Annotated in this window: 15 protein-coding genes and 1 pseudogene; 11 read left to right on the forward strand and 5 right to left on the reverse strand. The window is 57.9% G+C overall.

The features are described from left to right. The first annotated feature begins 475 nt into the window (after window positions 1–475). From pdhR to yacL, 6 genes and pseudogenes are all read left to right on the forward strand, one after another. Window positions 476–1,240, forward strand: a pseudogene (gene pdhR / locus ACSBQQ_RS23955) (pyruvate dehydrogenase complex transcriptional repressor PdhR). Between the two features lie 165 nt (window positions 1,241–1,405). Then, window positions 1,406–4,069 carry a pyruvate dehydrogenase (acetyl-transferring), homodimeric type gene (gene aceE / locus ACSBQQ_RS23960; RefSeq protein ID WP_060429430.1) on the forward strand — a complete coding sequence of 888 codons (2,664 nt, stop codon included), beginning with the start codon at window positions 1,406–1,408 and terminating at the stop codon, window positions 4,067–4,069. A gap of 13 nt (window positions 4,070–4,082) precedes the next feature. Continuing rightward, complete coding sequence (aceF, locus tag ACSBQQ_RS23965; RefSeq protein ID WP_060429429.1) at window positions 4,083–5,963, forward strand: pyruvate dehydrogenase complex dihydrolipoyllysine-residue acetyltransferase; 1,881 nt, start codon at window positions 4,083–4,085, stop codon at window positions 5,961–5,963. Window positions 5,964–6,196: 233 nt separating this feature from the next. Further along, window positions 6,197–7,621, forward strand: a complete 1,425-nt coding sequence (gene lpdA / locus ACSBQQ_RS23970; protein ID WP_004937500.1) for a dihydrolipoyl dehydrogenase — start codon at window positions 6,197–6,199, stop codon at window positions 7,619–7,621. Window positions 7,622–8,135: 514 nt separating this feature from the next. Next, complete coding sequence (acnB, locus tag ACSBQQ_RS23975; protein ID WP_033635927.1) at window positions 8,136–10,733, forward strand: bifunctional aconitate hydratase 2/2-methylisocitrate dehydratase; 2,598 nt, start codon at window positions 8,136–8,138, stop codon at window positions 10,731–10,733. A gap of 139 nt (window positions 10,734–10,872) precedes the next feature. Beyond that, window positions 10,873–11,235 (forward strand): protein YacL, encoded by a 363-nt coding sequence (yacL, locus tag ACSBQQ_RS23980; protein WP_004937507.1) that lies wholly within the window; start codon window positions 10,873–10,875, stop codon window positions 11,233–11,235. 32 nt (window positions 11,236–11,267) lie between these two features. On the opposite strand, the gene speD is transcribed toward yacL, so the two are convergent. The 3 genes from speD to ACSBQQ_RS23995 all read right to left on the reverse strand — a co-directional run bounded on the left by speD (window position 11,268) and on the right by ACSBQQ_RS23995 (window position 13,425). After that, the gene (gene speD, locus ACSBQQ_RS23985; protein WP_004937510.1) at window positions 11,268–12,062 is read right to left on the reverse strand and encodes an adenosylmethionine decarboxylase; all 795 of its coding nucleotides are present in this window, start codon (window positions 12,060–12,062) and stop codon (window positions 11,268–11,270) included. A gap of 27 nt (window positions 12,063–12,089) precedes the next feature. Continuing rightward, on the reverse strand, window positions 12,090–12,953 hold the full coding sequence (gene speE, locus ACSBQQ_RS23990) for a polyamine aminopropyltransferase (protein ID WP_041036651.1): 864 nt from the start codon (window positions 12,951–12,953) through the stop codon (window positions 12,090–12,092). 124 nt (window positions 12,954–13,077) lie between these two features. After that, on the reverse strand, window positions 13,078–13,425 hold the full coding sequence (locus tag ACSBQQ_RS23995; RefSeq protein WP_004937515.1) for a YacC family pilotin-like protein: 348 nt from the start codon (window positions 13,423–13,425) through the stop codon (window positions 13,078–13,080). Window positions 13,426–13,642: 217 nt separating this feature from the next. Here ACSBQQ_RS23995 and cueO point away from each other — a divergent pair, with 217 nt between their 5' ends. After that, window positions 13,643–15,310: a multicopper oxidase CueO gene (cueO, locus tag ACSBQQ_RS24000; protein WP_060429428.1), complete on the forward strand. Its 1,668-nt coding sequence runs from the start codon at window positions 13,643–13,645 to the stop codon at window positions 15,308–15,310. A gap of 98 nt (window positions 15,311–15,408) precedes the next feature. Next, window positions 15,409–15,945, forward strand: coding sequence for a hypoxanthine phosphoribosyltransferase (gene hpt, locus ACSBQQ_RS24005; RefSeq protein WP_048234659.1), 537 nt, complete (start codon window positions 15,409–15,411; stop codon window positions 15,943–15,945). A 37-nt stretch (window positions 15,946–15,982) separates the two neighbouring features. Here the strand turns inward: hpt and can are convergent, their stop codons facing one another. Further along, entirely contained in the window at window positions 15,983–16,639 is a 657-nt protein-coding gene (gene can / locus ACSBQQ_RS24010) for a carbonate dehydratase (protein ID WP_033635923.1), read from the reverse strand. Window positions 16,640–16,849: 210 nt separating this feature from the next. On the opposite strand from can, the gene ACSBQQ_RS24015 reads away from it, so the two are divergent. The 3 genes from ACSBQQ_RS24015 to ACSBQQ_RS24025 all read left to right on the forward strand — a co-directional run bounded on the left by ACSBQQ_RS24015 (window position 16,850) and on the right by ACSBQQ_RS24025 (window position 19,998). Then, window positions 16,850–17,773, forward strand: a complete 924-nt coding sequence (locus ACSBQQ_RS24015; protein WP_033635922.1) for an ABC transporter ATP-binding protein — start codon at window positions 16,850–16,852, stop codon at window positions 17,771–17,773. Next, window positions 17,770–18,540 carry an ABC transporter permease gene (locus tag ACSBQQ_RS24020; protein WP_033635921.1) on the forward strand — a complete coding sequence of 257 codons (771 nt, stop codon included), beginning with the start codon at window positions 17,770–17,772 and terminating at the stop codon, window positions 18,538–18,540. The genes ACSBQQ_RS24015 and ACSBQQ_RS24020 overlap by 4 nt, the downstream gene beginning before the upstream one ends. Window positions 18,541–18,717: 177 nt before the next feature. After that, the gene (locus tag ACSBQQ_RS24025; protein WP_033635920.1) at window positions 18,718–19,998 is read left to right on the forward strand and encodes a polysaccharide deacetylase family protein; all 1,281 of its coding nucleotides are present in this window, start codon (window positions 18,718–18,720) and stop codon (window positions 19,996–19,998) included. 34 nt (window positions 19,999–20,032) lie between these two features. Here the strand turns inward: ACSBQQ_RS24025 and panD are convergent, their stop codons facing one another. Then, window positions 20,033–20,413, reverse strand: coding sequence for an aspartate 1-decarboxylase (panD, locus tag ACSBQQ_RS24030; protein WP_004937544.1), 381 nt, complete (start codon window positions 20,411–20,413; stop codon window positions 20,033–20,035). Window positions 20,414–20,530: the final 117 nt, after the last annotated feature.

The raw sequence follows: 20,530 nt of genomic DNA on the forward strand, positions 1-20,530 counted from the left end.
TGTCGTGTGAGTGATTAAGATTGCAGCAGTTTAGGAAACAAAATGCGGGTTGTGTGACGGCGGGAGGGATTCAGTGCATGAAATAAGCAACAAATCACATAATGCGCAAAAATAACGTAGATCCGAGCGGCGGTGCGCGTTCAAATAATGAACGAATCACCGTGGCGGTGCTCGCCAAATAGCCATTCATTAAAGCGTCATAACCATGCAATAAAACTTGGGCAAAAAGTTTGCACTCTTCCTTGCGTAAGGTTTGGTAAAAGTTAAATCCCCAACCCGGCGCGTAAATGGTAATACCATCACGGCGTTACCGGTTTGCAGCGGGGTTTTCAGCGGGGTGTTAAAATGTGCGGGTAACCTGATTTCGATCAAGGCCCGTATGGACAGGAGGTGAATACTTTGTTACTTTACCGTCACGTTTTTGAAATTGGTATTACCAATTGACTCCGCGCCATTCGCAGAGAAGAATTCACTCATGGCCTACAGCAAAATCCGCCAACCCAAGTTGTCAGATGTTATCGAGCAACAGCTCGAATATCTGATCCTCGAGGGGACACTGCGCCCAGGCGAAAAACTGCCTCCGGAGCGCGAGCTGGCGAAACAATTTGATGTCTCCCGTCCTTCTCTGAGAGAGGCCATTCAGCGCCTGGAAGCGAAAGGGCTGCTCCTGCGTCGTCAGGGCGGCGGCACCTTCGTGCAAACTAATCTGTGGCAGAGCTTCAGCGATCCGCTGGCCGAGCTGCTGGCCGACCATCCCGAATCACAGTTCGATCTGCTGGAAACCCGTCACGCGCTGGAAGGCATTGCCGCCTATTACGCGGCGCTGCGCGGCACCGATGAAGATCTGGCGCGCATCCGCGACTGCCACATCGTGATTCAACAGGCTCAAGACAGCGGCGATCTCGACGCCGAAGCCGATGCGGTCATGCAGTATCAAATCGCCGTGACCGAAGCTGCCCACAACGTTGTGTTACTTCACCTGCTACGCTGCATGGGGCCGATGCTGGAACAGAACGTGCGTCAGAACTTTGAATTGCTCTACTCGCGCCGTGAGATGTTGGCAAAAGTGAGCAGCCACCGCGCCGGAATTTTTGAGGCGATTGTGGCACGCTAGCCGGAAAAGGCCCGTGAAGCCTCGCATCGCCACTTGGCGTTTATCGAGGAAATCTTGCTGGATCTCAGCCGGGAGCATACTCGGCGCGAGAGATCGCTACGGCGTCTCCAGCAACGCAAGGATTAAGAGCTGTCCTCTTCAGGGTACACCAGCCTGCGGGGGTTAAGTTCGAGGTACTTAGTTAAGTACTTAAGCGGCAACTAAACTGATGGGCCTGTCTTCGTGTGTTTTTGCACAGAGCACAGGAAGACAGGCTCCAAACAAACCATTAGACAGATAAGGAATACCACCATGTCAGAACGTTTAAACAATGACGTGGATCCGATCGAAACCCGCGACTGGCTGCAGGCGATCGAATCGGTCATCCGTGAAGAGGGTGTTGAGCGAGCTCAGTTTCTGATTGATCAGGTATTGGGAGAAGCCCGCAAAGGCGGCGTTAACGTTGCGGCCGGTGCTGCAGCGCACAACTACGTCAACACCATCGCGGTAGAAGACGAACCGGCCTACCCAGGCAACCTGGATCTGGAACGCCGCATTCGCTCTGCGATCCGTTGGAACGCGATCATGACCGTTCTTCGCGCATCCAAAAAAGACCTGGAGCTGGGCGGCCACATGGCTTCCTTCCAGTCTTCCGCGACCTTCTATGAAGTCTGCTTTAACCACTTCTTCCGCGCACGCAACGAGAAAGACGGCGGCGACCTGGTGTACTTCCAGGGCCACATCTCTCCGGGCGTTTACGCGCGTGCCTTCCTTGAAGGCCGCCTGACCGAAGAACAAATGAACAACTTCCGTCAGGAAGTGCACGGCAACGGCCTGTCCTCTTACCCGCATCCTAAGCTGATGCCGGAATTCTGGCAGTTCCCGACCGTATCCATGGGCCTGGGCCCAATCAGCGCCATCTATCAGGCGAAGTTCCTGAAATACCTGGAACACCGCGGCCTGAAAGACACCTCTGAGCAGACCGTTTATGCCTTCCTGGGCGACGGCGAGATGGATGAGCCGGAATCCAAAGGCGCCATCACCATCGCGACCCGCGAGAAGCTGGACAACCTGGTGTTCGTCATCAACTGCAACCTGCAGCGCTTGGACGGCCCGGTCACCGGCAACGGCAAGATCATCAACGAACTGGAAGGCATCTTCTCCGGCGCAGGCTGGCAGGTGCTGAAAGTGATCTGGGGCGGCCGTTGGGACGAACTGCTGCGTAAAGACACCAGCGGTAAACTGGTTCAGCTGATGAACGAGACCCTGGACGGCGACTACCAGACCTTCAAATCCAAGGACGGCGCTTACGTGCGCGAGCACTTCTTCGGCCGTTACCCGGAAACCGCGGCGCTGGTCAAAGACATGACCGACGACGAAATCTGGGCGCTGAACCGTGGTGGTCACGATCCGAAGAAAATCTTCGCTGCACTGAAAAAAGCGCAGGACACCAAAGGCAAACCGACCGTTATCCTGGCCCACACCATCAAAGGTTACGGCATGGGTGAAACCGCGGAAGGTAAAAACATCGCTCACCAGGTGAAGAAAATGAACATGGAAGGGGTTCACCACTTCCGCGATCGTTTCAACGTGCCGGTTGCCGATGCCGACATCGAAAAACTGCCGTACATCACCTTCGACAAAGATTCCGAAGAGTACAAATACCTGCACGAACGTCGCCAGGCGCTGAAAGGCTACGTGCCGACGCGTCTGCCGGAGTTCACCCAGAAGCTGGAAATGCCGGCGCTGGAAGATTTCAGCTCGCTGCTGGAAGAGCAGAACAAAGAGATCTCCACCACTATCGCCTTCGTGCGTGCCCTGAACGTGATGCTGAAGAACAAGTCGATCAAAGATCGCCTGGTGCCAATCATCGCCGACGAAGCGCGTACCTTCGGTATGGAAGGTCTGTTCCGTCAGATCGGTATCTACAGCCCGAACGGCCAGCAGTACACCCCGCAGGACCGTGAACAGGTTGCTTACTACAAAGAAGACGAGAAAGGCCAAATCCTGCAGGAAGGCATCAACGAACTGGGCGCAGCCTCTTCCTGGCTGGCCGCAGCGACTTCCTACAGCACCAACGATCTGCCGATGATTCCGTTCTACATCTACTACTCGATGTTCGGTTTCCAACGTATCGGCGACCTGTGCTGGGCAGCGGGCGACCAACAGGCGCGCGGCTTCCTGATCGGCGGGACCTCGGGCCGTACTACCCTGAACGGCGAAGGTCTGCAGCACGAAGATGGCCACAGCCACATTCAGTCTCTGACCATCCCTAACTGCATCTCTTACGATCCGGCTTACGCGTACGAAGTGGCGGTGATCATGCACGACGGTCTGGTGCGCATGTATGGTGACAACCCGGAAAACGTGTACTACTACCTGACCACGCTGAACGAAAACTACCACATGCCTGCGATGCCGCAGGGTGCGGAAGAAGGTATCCGCAAGGGTATCTACAAGCTGGAAACGCTGGAAGGCAGCAAAGGCAAGGTACAGCTGCTGGGCTCCGGCGCCATCCTGCGCCACGTGCGCGAAGCTGCGCAGATCCTGGCGAAGGACTACGGCGTGGGTTCCGACACCTACAGCGTGACCTCGTTCACCGAACTGGCGCGCGACGGCCAGGACTGCGAGCGCTGGAACATGCTGCACCCAACCGAAACGCCACGCGTGCCTTACATCGCTCAGGTGATGAGCGACGCGCCGGCGGTAGCTTCTACCGACTACATGAAACTGTTCGCCGAACAGGTTCGTACTTATGTGCCGGCCAGCGACTATCGCGTACTGGGCACCGACGGCTTCGGTCGTTCGGACAGCCGCGAAAACCTGCGTCACCACTTCGAAGTCGATGCATCCTACGTGGTGGTTGCTGCTCTGGGTGAACTGGCTAAACGCGGTGAGATCGAAGCTTCCGTGGTGGCTGATGCCATCAAGAAATTCGACATCAACCCGGAAAAAGTTAACCCGCGTCTGGCCTAAGAGGTACTGAATAATGTCTATCGAAATCAACGTACCGGACATCGGTGCAGATGAAGTCGAAATCACCGAGATTCTGGTGAAGGTCGGCGATAAAGTTGAAGCGGAACAATCGCTGATCACCGTGGAAGGCGACAAGGCTTCCATGGAAGTGCCATCCCCGCAGGCGGGCGTGGTGAAAGAGATCAAAGTGGCGGTCGGCGATAAAACCGAAACCGGCAAACTGATCATGATCTTCGAAGCGGCAGGCGTAGCGGAAGCTGCACCGGCGGCGAAAGCGGAAGAAAAACCGGCAGCAGCAGCTGCCCCGGCCGCCGCTGCGGCCAAAGACGTTGCCGTGCCGGACATCGGCGCCGACGAAGTCGAAGTGACCGAGATCCTGGTGAAAGTGGGCGACAAGGTGGAAGCCGAGCAGTCCCTGATCACCGTGGAAGGCGACAAGGCTTCCATGGAAGTCCCTGCGCCGTTCGCGGGTACCGTGAAAGAGATCAAGATCGCGACCGGCGACAAAGTGAAAACCGGTTCCCTGATCATGGTGTTCGAAGTGGCCGGCGCCGCTTCCGCTGCGGCCCCGGCTGCGGTTGAAGCTCCTGCCGCCGCTGCAGCGCCTGCGGCCTCTGCGGCCAAAGACGTCGCCGTGCCGGATATCGGCGGCGACGAAGTCGAAGTGACCGAAGTGATGGTGAAGGTGGGCGACAAGGTTGCCGCCGAGCAGTCTCTGATTACCGTGGAAGGCGACAAGGCCTCCATGGAAGTGCCTGCACCGTTCGCGGGTATCGTTAAAGAGATCAAGATCGCGACCGGCGACAAAGTGAAAACCGGCTCCCTGATCATGGTGTTCGAAGTGGAAGGCGCTGCGCCTGCCGCTGCCGCCGCTCCAGCCGCTAAATCGGAAGCTGCGCCGGCGCCGGCCGCCGCTAAAGCCGCCGCTCCGGCTGCGAAAGCTGACGACAAAGGCGAGTTCGCCGAGAACGCGGCATACGTGCACGCGACCCCGGTCATTCGTCGTCTGGCGCGTGAATTCGGCGTTAACCTGGCGAAAGTGAAAGGCACCGGTCGTAAAGGCCGTATCCTGCGCGAAGACGTTCAGGCTTACGTGAAAGACGCGGTGAAACGCGCTGAAGCGGCCCCGGCGGCTGCCGGCGGCGGTCTGCCAGGCATGCTGCCATGGCCGAAAGTGGACTTCAGCAAGTTCGGCGAGATCGAAGAAGTCGAAATGGGCCGCATCCAGAAGATCTCTGGTGCGAACCTGAGCCGCAACTGGGTGATGATCCCGCACGTGACTCACTTCGACAAAACCGACATCACCGATCTGGAAGCGTTCCGCAAACAGCAGAACGAAGAAGCGGCCAAGCGCAAGCTGGACGTGAAGTTCACGCCTGTCGTGTTCATCATGAAAGCCGTTGCTGCCGCTCTGGAGCAGATGCCGCGCTTCAACAGCTCGCTGTCCGAAGACGGTCAGAAGCTGACGCTGAAGAAATACATCAACATCGGCGTGGCGGTAGATACCCCGAACGGCCTGGTGGTTCCGGTGTTCAAGGACGTGAACAAGAAGAGCATCACCGAGCTGTCTCGCGAACTGATGACCATCTCCAAGAAAGCGCGCGACGGCAAGCTGACCGCGGGCGAGATGCAGGGCGGCTGCTTCACCATCTCCAGCCTGGGCGGCATCGGGACGACCCACTTCGCGCCGATCGTCAACGCGCCGGAAGTGGCTATCCTGGGCGTCTCCAAGTCTGCGATGGAGCCGGTCTGGAACGGTAAAGAGTTCATGCCGCGCCTGATGATGCCGATGTCGCTGTCCTTCGACCACCGCGTTATCGACGGTGCCGATGGTGCGCGCTTCATCACCATCATCAACAACATGTTGTCCGACATTCGCCGTCTGGTGATGTAATGCAAAAGGGGCGCAGCATGCTGCGCCCCTGACGATTCTGTAGCAGTTTTGTCGGATTTTGCATAACTCGACAAAATTGTTGAGACACGGGTCACTCGAACACGCTTTGCAGATTATTAACAATTCTGTAAACTGCTCGCGGTGTAAGCGTCCCGGTGGATGAAGGGCGTTATGAGATCGATTAGCAATAAAAATGACGTCTGACCCGCCGGACAATCAATTAAGAGGTCATGATGAGTACTGAAATTAAAACTCAGGTCGTGGTACTTGGGGCGGGCCCGGCAGGTTACTCTGCAGCCTTTCGTTGCGCTGACTTAGGTCTTGAAACCGTTCTGGTTGAACGTTATTCCACTCTGGGCGGGGTTTGCCTGAACGTGGGATGTATCCCTTCCAAAGCACTGCTGCACGTTGCCAAAGTGATCGAAGAAGCCAAAGCACTGGCCGAACACGGCATTGTTTTCGGCGAGCCGAAAACCGACATCGACAAAGTGCGCGTCTGGAAAGAAAAAGTCATCACTCAGCTGACCGGCGGTCTGGCTGGCATGGCGAAAGGCCGTAAAGTGAAAGTGGTCAACGGCCTGGGCAAGTTCACCGGCGCTAACACCCTGGTTGTTGAAGGCGAAAACGGCCCAACCACCATCAACTTCGACAACGCCATCATCGCTGCAGGTTCTCGTCCGATCCAACTGCCATTCATTCCTCATGAAGATCCACGCGTGTGGGATTCCACCGATGCGCTGGAGCTGAAAACCGTCCCAGAGCGTCTGCTGGTTATGGGCGGCGGCATCATCGGCCTGGAAATGGGCACCGTATACCATGCGCTGGGTTCACAGATCGACGTCGTTGAGATGTTCGATCAGGTTATCCCGGCGGCAGATAAAGACGTGGTGAAAGTCTTCACCAAACGTATCAGCAAGCAGTTCAACCTGATGCTGGAAACCAAAGTGACCGCGGTAGAAGCCAAAGAAGACGGCATCTACGTCACGATGGAAGGTAAAAAAGCGCCGGCAGAACCACAGCGTTACGACGCGGTGCTGGTGGCGATCGGCCGCGTGCCGAACGGCAAACTGCTGGATGCCGGCAAAGCCGGTGTTGAAGTTGACGAGCGTGGCTTCATCAACGTCGACAAACAGCTGCGCACCAACGTGCCGCACATCTTCGCTATCGGCGACATCGTCGGTCAGCCGATGCTGGCGCACAAAGGCGTGCACGAAGGCCACGTTGCCGCAGAAGTTATCGCCGGCATGAAGCACTACTTCGATCCGAAAGTGATCCCATCCATCGCTTACACCGAGCCGGAAGTGGCATGGGTGGGTCTGACCGAGAAAGAAGCGAAAGAGAAAGGCATCAGCTACGAAACCTCCACCTTCCCGTGGGCGGCTTCCGGCCGTGCGATCGCTTCCGACTGTGCAGACGGCATGACCAAACTGATCTTCGACAAAGAAACTCACCGCATCATCGGTGGCGCGATTGTCGGCACCAACGGCGGCGAACTGCTGGGTGAAATCGGTCTGGCTATCGAGATGGGCTGCGACGCGGAAGACATCGCGCTGACCATCCACGCTCACCCGACCCTGCACGAATCCGTGGGCCTGGCGGCGGAGATCTACGAAGGCAGCATCACCGACCTGCCTAACCCGAAAGCCAAGAAGAAGTAATTCTGCTGGCTTGACCGGTTAACAAGCGGCTCCTGATAAGGAGCCGTTTTTTTTGCTCAAACTCAGAAAGCGGTATTTTTGTGGCCGCCGCGCCAAATTCCGATCCCTCTGCTTATATCCATTCTAATTATATGGATATAATGCTCTGCTAGTCCGGCAGCCGATTACGCTGCGCTCAACGATTCAGCAAAGATTTAATGTTGCTTTTATGTGAACGAATTAACAACCGTTTCAAATCCTGATATGCTGGCTGAGCGGAACCGGGCACTGTACCTTACAGTCCAGGACATCGACAGCAGTGCCCCGTCAGGATAGATGGCATCAATATCGCCGTGCGCTCTACCCATCAGTCTTTCATGCTGTAACGCTGTTTGACCGTGTCTGTTTGCCCCAATCACCGTTTCGGGGCCTTTACGGGCCGATCGCCTAGCCACAGAGTGAAACCCCAAGGGTATAAACCCGGTTTGCATATACGCCAGGCACAATAAATGACAATGAGAGCGAGGAGAACGTCGTGCTAGAAGAATACCGTAAGCACGTAGCCGAGCGTGCTGCTGAGGGCATCGCCCCTAAGCCGCTAGACGCCACCCAAATGGCCGCGCTGGTCGAACTACTGAAGAATCCGCCAAAAGGCGAAGAAGAATTCCTGTTAGACCTGCTGATTAACCGTGTTCCACCGGGCGTCGACGAAGCCGCCTACGTCAAAGCAGGTTTCCTGGCGGCCATCGCCAAAGGTGAAGCGACATCCCCCCTGGTTACCCCCGAGAAAGCCATTGAACTGTTAGGCACCATGCAGGGCGGCTATAACATTCACCCGCTGATCGAAGCGCTGGATAACGAAACGCTGGCGCCTATCGCCGCGAAAGCGCTGTCCCACACGCTGCTGATGTTCGACAACTTCTACGACGTGGAAGAGAAGGCCAAGGCCGGTAACCCGCACGCCAAGCAGATCATGCAGTCCTGGGCCGACGCCGAATGGTATCTGTCGCGCCCTGAGCTGGCGGAAAAGATCACCGTCACCGTGTTCAAAGTCACCGGCGAAACCAACACCGATGACCTTTCTCCGGCACCGGACGCCTGGTCGCGCCCGGACATCCCGCTGCACGCGCTGGCGATGCTGAAAAACGAACGCGAAGGCATCGTGCCGGATCAGCCGGGCAGCGTCGGCCCGATCAAACAGATCGAGCTGCTGAACAAAAAAGGCTTCCCGCTGGCCTACGTCGGCGACGTGGTCGGCACCGGTTCTTCCCGTAAATCCGCCACCAACTCCGTGCTGTGGTTTATGGGCGACGACATCCCGCACGTGCCGAACAAGCGCGGCGGCGGCGTGGTGCTGGGCGGCAAGATTGCGCCTATCTTCTTCAACACCATGGAAGATGCCGGCGCCTTGCCGATCGAAGTGGACGTGTCCGAGCTGAACATGGGCGACGTGATCGACGTTTACCCATACAAAGGTGAAGTGCGCAACCACGAAACCGGCGCGTTGATCGCCAACTTCGAGCTGAAAACCGACGTGCTGCTGGATGAAGTGCGCGCCGGCGGCCGTATCCCGCTGATCATCGGCCGTGGCCTGACCACTAAGGCGCGCGAAGCGCTGGGTCTGCCGCACAGTGATGTGTTCCGTATCGCCAAGCCGGTTGCCGCCAGCAGCAAAGGCTTCTCGCTGGCGCAGAAAATGGTCGGCCGCGCCTGCGGCGTCGCCGGCATTCGCCCTGGCGAATACTGCGAACCGAAGATGACCTCCGTCGGTTCTCAGGACACCACCGGCCCGATGACCCGCGATGAGCTGAAAGACCTGGCCTGCCTCGGCTTCTCCGCCGATCTGGTCATGCAGTCATTCTGCCACACCGCCGCGTACCCGAAACCGGTCGACGTGACCACGCACCACACGCTGCCTGACTTCATCATGAACCGCGGCGGCGTCTCGCTGCGTCCGGGCGACGGCGTGATCCACTCCTGGCTGAACCGCATGCTGCTGCCTGACACCGTCGGCACCGGCGGCGATTCCCACACCCGCTTCCCGATCGGCATATCCTTCCCGGCCGGTTCCGGCCTGGTGGCGTTTGCCGCCGCGACCGGCGTAATGCCGCTGGATATGCCTGAGTCGGTGCTAGTGCGCTTCAAAGGCAAAATGCAGCCGGGCATCACCCTGCGCGATCTGGTGCACGCCATCCCTTACTACGCGATCCAGCAAGGCTTGCTGACCGTCGAGAAGAAGGGCAAGAAAAACATCTTCTCCGGCCGCATCCTGGAGATCGAAGGCCTGCCGGATCTGAAGGTCGAGCAGGCGTTTGAGCTGACCGATGCGTCCGCCGAACGTTCCGCCGCCGGTTGTACCATCAAGCTGGACAAGGCGCCGATCGAAGAGTACCTGAACTCCAACATCGTGCTGCTGAAGTGGATGATCTCCGAAGGCTACGGCGACCGCCGTACGCTGGAGCGCCGTATTCAGGGCATGGAAAAATGGCTGGCGGATCCGCAGCTGCTGGAAGGCGATGCGGATGCGGAATACGCGGCGGTGATCGACATCGATCTGAACGAGATCAAGGAGCCGATCCTGTGCGCGCCGAACGATCCTGACGATGCGCGCCTGCTGTCCGACGTGGCCAACAGCAAAATCGATGAAGTGTTCATCGGTTCTTGCATGACCAACATCGGCCACTTCCGCGCGGCCGGCAAGCTGCTGGATCAGCACAAGGGCCAGCTGCCAACCCGTCTGTGGGTGGCGCCGCCAACCAAGATGGACGCGGCTCAGCTGACCGAAGAAGGCTACTACAGCGTGTTCGGCAAGAGCGGCGCGCGTATCGAGATCCCGGGCTGCTCGCTGTGCATGGGCAACCAGGCGCGCGTGGCGGACGGTGCGACGGTGGTCTCCACCTCGACCCGTAACTTCCCGAACCGTCTGGGCACCGGCGCCAACGTCTATCTGGCGTCAGCCGAACTGGCTGCGGTTGCGTCCCTGCTGGGCCGCCTGCCGACGCCGGACGAGTACCAGACCTATATGGCGCAGGTCGATAAGACGGCGGCGGATACCTACCGCTACCTGAACTTTGACCAGCTGGGGCAGTACACCGAAAAAGCCGACGGCGTGATCTTCCAAACCGCCGTGTAAGCCGCTATATTGCGCAACTGTTTAACGGGAGGCCTTGGCCTCCCGTTTTATTTTGCTCAGTTGCCAACTTTGCGAGCGCTCACTGAGTTAGTCCGCCATTTATGTTTACACTAAGAAAAAGGGCTCAGGAGGGCATGCTATGGATTACGAATTTCTGCGTGACGTCACCGGTCAGGTGATCGTCAGATTTTCGATGGGGCATGAAGCGATTGGCCACTGGATCAACGAAGAAGTCAAAGGCGATTTCAACCTGCTGGACCGGATTGAAGCCGGTGCGGCCGAGGTCAAAGGCAGTGAACGTCAATGGCAGCTGGAAGGCCATGAATATACGCTGCTGATGGATGGTGAAGAAGTGATGATCCGCGCCAATCAGCTGGAGTTCGAGGGCGATGAAATGGAAGAGGGGATGAATTACTACGACGAAGAAAGCCTCTCATTCTGCGGCGTTGAGGACTTCCTGCTGGTGTTGAAGGCCTATCGTTCTTTCATGCTGAAATACTAAGCATCAGGGCGCGGCGTGCCGCGCCCTTTCCATCACAGATGCGGAATATTGCGGCCGTAATAGATTTCCTGCATCTCTTTCCATAACAGATCGGTGATCTGCTTGCGTTCGGCGGCGCTCAGCGCCTCTGGTTCCGCGTTGAACAGGTAGTGCTTCAGATCGAAATCTTTCAGCAACATCTTGGTATGGAAGATATTTTCCTGGTAAACGTTCACGTCCATCATGTGATACAGCGCCTTGATGTCTTCCGACATAAAGTTCTGGATCGAATTGATCTCATGATCGATGTAATGTTTCACGCCGTTCACGTCGCGGGTAAAACCGCGCACGCGATAGTCCATGGTGACGATGTCGGATTCCAGCTGGTGAATTAAGTAGTTCAGCGCCTTGAGGGGCGAAATGACGCCGCAGGTCGAAACCTCGATATCGGCGCGGAAGGTGCATAGCCCGCCTTCCGGATGGCTTTCCGGGTAGGTGTGTACGCAGATATGGCTCTTGTCCAGGTGCGCAACGACCGTGTTCGGCAGCGGGCCGGGATGCTCCGACGTATCGACGTCTTTCGGATCGATCGGCTCTTCGCTGACCAGGATGGTGACGCTGGCGCCCTGCGGCTCGTAGTCCTGACGCGCGATGTTCAGAATATTGGCGCCGATGATCGAGCAGGTTTCGCTCAGGATCTCGGTCAGCCGGTTGGCGTTATACTGTTCGTCAATGTAGGCGATATAGCCGTCGCGGTCGTCCGCGGTCTTGGCGTAACAAATATCGTAAATACAAAAACTCAGGCTCTTGGTCAGGTTGTTGAAGCCGTGCAGTTTTAGCTTATGCAATTTGGGCCACCTCCTTTATCTTCTCGCTTAACGTGTTACGTTCAGGGCATTGAGCAAATATTGCGGCAGGGCAAAACTGCCGACGTGAATTGCCGGGTTGTAATAACGACAGTGTAGGCCGCTTTGGTTAAAGCGCTGTTGCAGAGTAGGCAGATCGCGCTGGCGCAGCGCCGGGTTTTGGCTCGCCCAGGCAAAGGTCATGATGCCGCCGTAATAGGTTGGGATCGCCGCCTGATAGAAGCTGACGTCGGTAAAGTAGCGGCTCAGTTTGGCGTGGCTGTTGACCGCCTCGTCCTGTTGCAGGAAGCAGACGCCGTTCTGCGCGACGAAAATGCCGCCCTCATTCAGGCAGCGGGCGCAGCCTTCATAAAACGCCGAAGTGAACAGGCTTTCGCCGGGGCCGATCGGATCGGTGCAGTCGGAGATGATCACATCGAAGGTTTCGTCGGTTTGGTTCACGAAGTTGACGCCGTCGTCGATCACCAGCTTGAAGCGCGGATCGTCATAGGCGCCGGCGCTGTGGTTGGGCAGGTACTGGCGGCAGAACTCGACGACACCGGCGTCGATCTCGACCATGGTGATCTGCTCCACGCCAGGGTGCCGGCTGACTTCGCGCAGCATGCCGCCGTCGCCGCCGCCGATGATCAGCACTTTCTTCGCCGCGCCGTGCGCCAGCAGCGGCACGTGGGTCAGCATTTCGTGATAGATGAACTCGTCGCGCTCGGTGGTTTGCACCACGCCGTCGAGCGCCATCACGCGCCCCAGCACCGGGTTCTCGAAGATCACCAGATCCTGGTGATCGGTCTTCTCGCGGTACAGCACCTTCTCTACCGAGAAATACTGGCCGAAGCCCGTATGCAGCGTTTCGTACCAAATTTCTTTCTGGGTCATGTGCGGGAAACTCCGTAATAACAGCCATGAAAAATCGGCGCAACATCATAGCTAACTCTGCCTGGCGATGCACGGTTGAATTTCAGACAGAGAGAGCGTTAGGCGGGCGGGAAAGGGGAAGGAATTAGTTGGCGTAGGCCAGCAGGCTCAAAGAATCGCGCGCCAGCGATTTGCACTTCTTGGGCGTTGGAATGGCGATGCCGCTGAGATCGCGATAGCTGTCTTCGCCCAGCGCCTTCATATTGAAGCTGTTGTAGTTGCTCAAATCCCAGCGGTTTTGTTGCGCGAAATAGACGATGGCGCGTTTGATTTGCGCGTTTGGCAAATCGTTGTAGCCGCAATCATTTTTCAAATAAATAAATACCGCCGTCAGATCGGCCAGATCTTCCGCCTCGGATTCATTCAGCGCCAGACTGGCGTTGGAGAAGCCCAGCATCGCCAGCAACAGCATCGATAACGTTGTTTTTTTCATCATGAAATAGGCCTGTTTGTCGTTTGCTGACGTTACCACACTTGCCTGTAAAGGCACCAAATTTTATTGCTGCCGGGCCGGCGTTGCGTTTGCCAGCCATATTCTCTTGATTGTGAGGCATAGCTTAAAATACCGCCAGGAAAGGCTTGACCTTCCGCCAGGGGGAAGGTTTAGGCTGGCGGCATTGAGTTATGTCACTGAGAAAAGGGAGTCAGCGATGTTACGCCGTGATTTTATTAAATTAACCGCCGCACTGGGCGCTGCGAGCACATTGCCGTTATGGAGCCGGGCCGCCTGGGCGGCCGATCGGCCGGCTCTGCCGGTGCCGCCGTTGTTGACGCCGGACGCGCAGGGAAAAATTGCGCTGGCGCTGCAGGCGGGGGAAACCCGCTGGTTGCCCGGCGCCGCCACCGAAACCTGGGGATTCAACGGCGCGCTGCTCGGGCCGGCGGTGCAGCTGCAGCGTGGCCAGCCGGTGACGGTCGATATCAAAAACGGCCTGGCGGAGGCCAGCACCGTCCACTGGCACGGCCTGGAAATTCCCGGCGACGTCGATGGCGGCCCGCAGGCATTGATCCATCCCGGCGCGACGCGCACGGTGAATTTCACTGTCGATCAACCGGCGGCCACCTGCTGGTTCCACCCGCATACCCACGGTAAAACCGGCAGCCAGGTGATGATGGGGCTGGCGGGGCTGGTGCTGCTGGAAGATGAGGAGAGCGCCAAACTGCCGCTGCCGAAAACCTGGGGGCAGGATGATATTCCGGTGATCCTGCAAGATAAGCGGTTGGGCAAAGACGCGCAAATCGAATACCGCCTGGACGTGATGAGCGCGGCGGTGGGCTGGTTTGGCGATCGCATGTTCACCAACGGCGCGCAGTATCCGCAACATTTGGCGCCGCGCGGCTGGCTGCGTCTGCGCTTCCTCAACGGCTGCAACGCCCGTTCGCTGAATCTGGCGGCCAGTGACAACCGTCCGCTGTATGTCATCGCCAGCGACGGCGGTTTCCTGGCGGAGCCGGTGAAACTGACCGAGCTGCCGATGCTGATGGGCGAACGTTTTGAAGTGCTGGTGGATGCCTCCGACGGGAAAGCGTTCGACATCGTGACGCTGCCGGTGAAGCAGATGGGTATGACGCTGGCGCCGTTCGATCAACCGCTGCCGGTGTTGCGCATTCAGCCGTCGCTGGCGCAGGGCATCAAAACCATGCCGGACAGCCTGGTGAAGCTGCCGACATTACCCGCTGCCACTGGTATCCAGGAGCGTTGGCTGCAGCTGATGATGGATCCGCAGCTGGATATGCTCGGCATGCAGGAGCTGATGGATCGTTATGGTCACCAGGCGATGGCCGGCATGAGCATGAATCATGGCGCGATGGGCGGTGGAGACATGAAAGGCATGGACCACGGCAACATGAAAGGCATGGAAAAGGGCGGCATGCAGGGCATGGACCACGGCAACATGAAGGGCATGGATCATGGCAGTATGGCCGGGATGGATCACGGCGGCGCGCAGGGTAAAGCCAAACCGTTCGACTTCAGCCACGGCAACATGATCAACGGCAAGGCCTTCGACATGACCAAGCCGATGTTCGCCGCCAAACGGGGCCAGTATGAGAAGTGGACCATTTCCGGCGAGGGCGACATGATGTTGCACCCGTTCCATATTCACGGCACCCAGTTCCGTATCCTGTCGGAAAATGGCAAACCGCCGGCGGCGCATCGCAGCGGCTGGAAGGACACGGTGCGCGTCGAAGGGTGGCGCAGCGAAGTGCTGGTGCGCTTCGACCATCCGGCCAGCAGCGAACATGCGTACATGGCCCACTGCCACCTGCTGGAGCACGAAGATACCGGCATGATGATGGGCTTCACCGTCGGCGAATGATCGCGGCCCGTCGCTCAGGTGGCGGCGCGCTCGCGTCGCCACCGGCGAAAGGCTATGCTAAACTCTGCGCCTTTCTTCCGGCAACTGACCTGAATACTATGAAACACACTGTAGACGTAATGATTTCCGAGCAGGAAGTTAAGACCCGTATCGCCGAACTTGGCCGCCAGATCACCGAACATTACCGCGACAGCGGCAGCGACATGGTGCTGGTCGGGCTGCTGCGCGGCTCCTTCATGTTCATGGCCGATCTCTGCCGCGCGATCGACGTGCCGCACGAAGTCGACTTTATGACCGCCTCCAGCTACGGCAGCGGCATGTCCACCACCCGCGACGTGAAGATCCTCAAGGATCTGGACGAAGACATTCGCGGCAAAGACGTGCTGATCGTGGAAGACATCATCGATTCCGGCAACACGCTGAACAAAGTGCGCGAGATTTTGGCGCTGCGCGGGCCGAAATCGCTGGCGATTTGCACCTTGCTGGACAAGCCTGAGCGCCGTGAAGTGCAGGTGCCGGTCGAATATGTCGGCTTCTCGATCCCGGATGAGTTCGTGGTGGGGTATGGCATCGACTACGCTCAGCGCTACCGTCACCTGCCGTACGTCGGCAAAGTGGTGCTGCTGGACGAGTAATTAATGTGGGGCGCGGCCAGCCGCGCCCGCGGCGGGGTTATATGCCTTTATCCTGCTTCAGTTTGGCTATCGCTTTGCGGTAGCCCATCTCCAGGCTCTCGCGGCTGGTCGCCAGCACTTCCATATCGCGCAGGCGGCCGTCCTGAATGCCGTACACCCAACCGTGGATCATCACCTTCTGGCCGCGCTTCCACGCGGACTGCATGATGGTGGAGTGGCCCAGGTTGTATACCTGCTCAATGACGTTGATCTCGCACAGCATGTCGAAACGCTGCTCCGGCGGCAGCTCGCCCAGCAGCGAGCTGTGCTTGTACCACAGATCGCGAATGTGCAGCAGCCAGTTGTCGATCAACCCCAGCTCCGGGTTTTCCACCGCCGCCTGCACGCCACCGCAGCCCAGGTGGCCGCAGATGATGATGTGTTCGACTTCCAGCACATCTACCGCATACTGCACCACCGACAGGCAGTTAAGATCGGTGTGGATAACGAGGTTCGCCACGTTGCGATGGACGAACAGTTCACCCGGCTCGAGGCCGGTCAGGCGTTCTGCGGGAACGCGGCTGTCAGAGCAACCAATCCATAAGAAGCGGGGCTTTTGCGCCTGGGCTAAACGTTCAAAAAATTCCGGGTCTTCCTGGCTGATGTTGGCCGACCAGGCCTGGTTGTTGGCGATAAGCTCTTCGATTTCTTTCATGGAGGTGATTGACCCGTAACGGACAGATTGCGTTGGGGTAATATAGGGTAAGCGTCACACTTTGGAAATCGGAACAGTGGTGCAGCCTCATTTTCCGCACGGATTCGACTCAGTGAAAACGTCGCCGATGCTAGGATTATCGTTAGTGTTTCAAGCCTCGCAAACAGGGGCGCGGCGGCATACTCATCGTCATAAGGTACTATTTTACATATGAATTATGCACTGGAATTAGCGCAGCTGACCAAGACTTACGCCGGTGGCGTCAAGGCGCTGCGCGGTATCGACCTGAGCGTCGAAGCGGGGGATTTTTATGCCCTGCTGGGGCCAAACGGCGCCGGAAAATCCACCACCATCGGCATCATCAGCTCGCTGGTGAACAAAACGGCCGGCAGCGTGCGGGTGTTCGGTTACGACATCGATAAAGACATCGTCAACGCCAAGCGCCAGCTCGGCCTGGTGCCGCAAGAGTTCAACTTCAACCCGTTCGAGACCGTGTTGCAGATCGTGGTGAACCAGGCGGGTTACTACGGCGTCACGCGGCGTGAAGCGATGGCGCGCGCCGAAAAATACCTCAATCAGCTGGATCTGTGGGGCAAGCGCAACGAGCGCGCCCGCATGCTGTCCGGCGGCATGAAGCGCCGCCTGATGATCGCCCGCGCGTTGATGCATCAGCCGAAGCTGCTGATCCTCGATGAGCCGACCGCCGGGGTGGACATCGAGCTGCGTCGCTCGATGTGGGGCTTCCTGAAAGAGCTGAACGCCCAGGGCACCACCATTATCCTCACTACCCACTATCTGGAAGAGGCGGAGATGCTGTGCCGCAATATCGGCATCATCCAGAACGGGGAGCTGGTGGAAAACACCTCGATGAAGGGGCTGCTGGCCAAGCTGAAGTCGGAAACCTTCATCCTCGATTTGGCGGCGAAGAGCCCGTTGCCGAAGCTGGACGGTTACCACAGCCGCCTGACGGATACCTCGACGCTGGAAGTGGAAGTGATGCGCGAGCAGGGGCTGAACGGCCTGTTCACCCAACTGAGCGCGCAGGGCGTGCAGGTGCTGAGCATGCGCAACAAGGCGAACCGCCTGGAAGAACTGTTTGTCACCCTGGTTAACGGCAATGGAGAAAAAGCATGACGCGTTTGTATTGGGTAGCCTTGCAGAGCATCTGGGCCAAAGAGGTGAACCGGTTCGCGCGCATCTGGATCCAGACCCTGGTGCCGCCGGTGATCACCATGACGCTGTACTTCATCATCTTCGGCAATCTGATCGGCTCGCGCATCGGCGATATGCACGGCTTCAGCTACATGCAGTTCATCGTGCCTGGCCTTATCATGATGGCGGTGATCACCAACTCCTATGCCAACGTCGCCTCGTCGTTCTTCAGCGCCAAATTCCAGCGCAACATTGAGGAACTGCTGGTGGCGCCGGTGCCGACCCACGTGGTGATCGCCGGCTATGTCGGCGGCGGCGTGGCGCGCGGCATCTGCGTCGGCGTGCTGGTGACCATCATCTCGCTGTTCTTTGTGCCGCTGCAGGTGCACGCCTGGTGGGTGATTGCGCTGACGCTGCTGCTGACGGCGATCCTGTTCTCGCTGGCGGGGCTGATCAATGCGGTGTTCGCCACCACCTTCGACGATATCAGCCTGATCCCGACCTTCGTGCTGACGCCGCTGACCTACCTGGGCGGGGTGTTCTACTCGCTGTCGCTGCTGCCGCCATTCTGGCAGGCGGTGTCCAAGCTGAACCCCATCGTCTATATGATCAGCGGTTTCCGCTACGGTTTCCTCGGCATCAACGACGTGCCGCTGGCGTTCACCATGGCGGTGCTGCTGGCGTTTATCGCGGTGTTTTACCTGCTTTCCTGGTACCTGATCGAGCGCGGCCGCGGCCTGCGCAGCTGATGGTATCGCGCCCCCGCTTTTCCGGCGGGGGCGCTTTTCTTGATTTGGCGCAGGCGGCGCGTAAATCAATAGAATTGCTCAAATAACCGCTAGTTCCCCGTTGTTCAAATCGTGCTATGCTGGCGCTCCACATTTCCTTCACTTTAGTCATTACGCACTCGTAAGTAGAACATCATCATGCGGCCTCAATACACGTTAGCGGCTGGTTTCCTCGGCATTCTGATGTCGTTGGTTTCCCCTGTGAGCCTGGCGAATCTGCTGTCGGAAGACGGCGCGGTTAAATCTGAATACATGGAAGCGCAGCGCGATAGCGAAGTCTATGCGTTGGTGGGCGAGCATGTGATCCCGGTAGGAGAAGTGAAGCGCGGGCAGCTGATCCAGGTGTTCCCGGCGGATGCGGAATACTACGAATTCAAATTCGGGCACGGCACCGGCTTTATCGATAAAGATGACGTGCGCGAACTGAAGAAGTCGCGCAAGGTACAAGACGATCTGGGCGAGCTGAACAAACCGCTGACCAACCAGAATCTGATCACCCAAAAAACGATCGACGTTTATACCGCGGCGGACAAGGACAGCGAGGTCTTGGGCACGCTGGAAGGCAACCTGCGCTATCCGATCATCGGCAAGCTGAAGGATCGCCTGAACAACACCTGGTACGAGGTCAACATCGGCGAGCGGCTGGGGTTTGTCAATGAGCTGGACTGCGAGATAGATAGCGGCATACCGGTGCTGACCTATCATCACCTGCTAAAAAACGAAGAGAACAAGCGCTTCCGCCACACCTCGACCACCACCTCAGACGTGGCGTTCAGCAACCAGATGACCTACCTGAAGCAGGCGGGCTACGACACCATTTCGCTGTATCAGCTGGAAGCCTACCTGAAGAACCAGATCAACCTGCCGGGCAAGGCGATCGTGCTGACCTTCGACGACGGGCTGAAATCGGTTTATCGCTACGCTTACCCGGTGCTGAAGGATTACGGTTTCCGCGCCACGGCGTTCATCATCTCTTCGCGCATCAAACGCCACCCGCAGAAATGGAACCCGGACTCGCTGCAGTTTATGAGCGTCTCGGAGCTGAAGCAGATTCAGGACGTGTTCGACGTGCAGTCGCACACTCACTTCCTGCACCGCACCGACGGCAATCGCCAGCCGATTTTGCTGAGCCGTTCGCTGCACAATATCGAGTTCGATTTTGAGCGCTCGCGCCGCGCGCTGTCGCAGTTCAACCCGCACGTGCTGTATCTGTCCTACCCGTTCGGCGGCTATAACCAGCGGGCGATCCAGGCGGCGCAGGACGCCGGTTTCCATCTGGCGGTGACCACGGTGCAGGGCAAGGTGAAGCCGGGGGATAACCCCTATACGCTGAAGCGGCTGTATATTCTGCGCACCGACTCGATCCAGACCATGGCGGATCGGATAGCCAACAAGCCGGGCACGGTGGTGGTGCAGTAAGGAAGAACGGGCGCGTAAGGCGCCCGTTTTAGTGTCAGGCGACCTGAACCGGCACGGCTTTCGCCTTGCGCTGCAGGTTGTTGTCACCTTCGAAATAGGCGACTTTCGGGTGGTGTTGGCGGGCGTCGGCGTCGGTCATTTGCACATAGGAGCAGATGATCAGTTTGTCGCCCACGCAGGCGCAGCGCGCGGCGGCGCCGTTAACCGAAATGATGCGCGAACCGCGCTCGGCGGCGATGGCGTAGGTGGAGAAGCGCTGGCCGTTATCCACGTTGTAAATATCGATCGCTTCATATTCCAGAATGCCGGCGGCCTCCAGGAAATCCTGGTCGATGGCGCAGGACCCTTCATAGTGCAAGTCAGCCTGAGTGACTTTGACGCGATGCAGCTTGCCTTGCAGCATAGTACGTATCATAGCTTTACCTAACTGAATATCGGCCTTCACAGGCGCTGGGGTTGAACATCTCTCCTGCATCCCTGCAATCTCTATCGTCACCGATTGCTCCGCCATTGTCTACCAATGGTCAGTGGC

This window comes from Serratia sp. G204Y (genome assembly GCF_051172435.1).
GTDB lineage: Bacteria > Pseudomonadota > Gammaproteobacteria > Enterobacterales > Enterobacteriaceae > Serratia > Serratia sarumanii.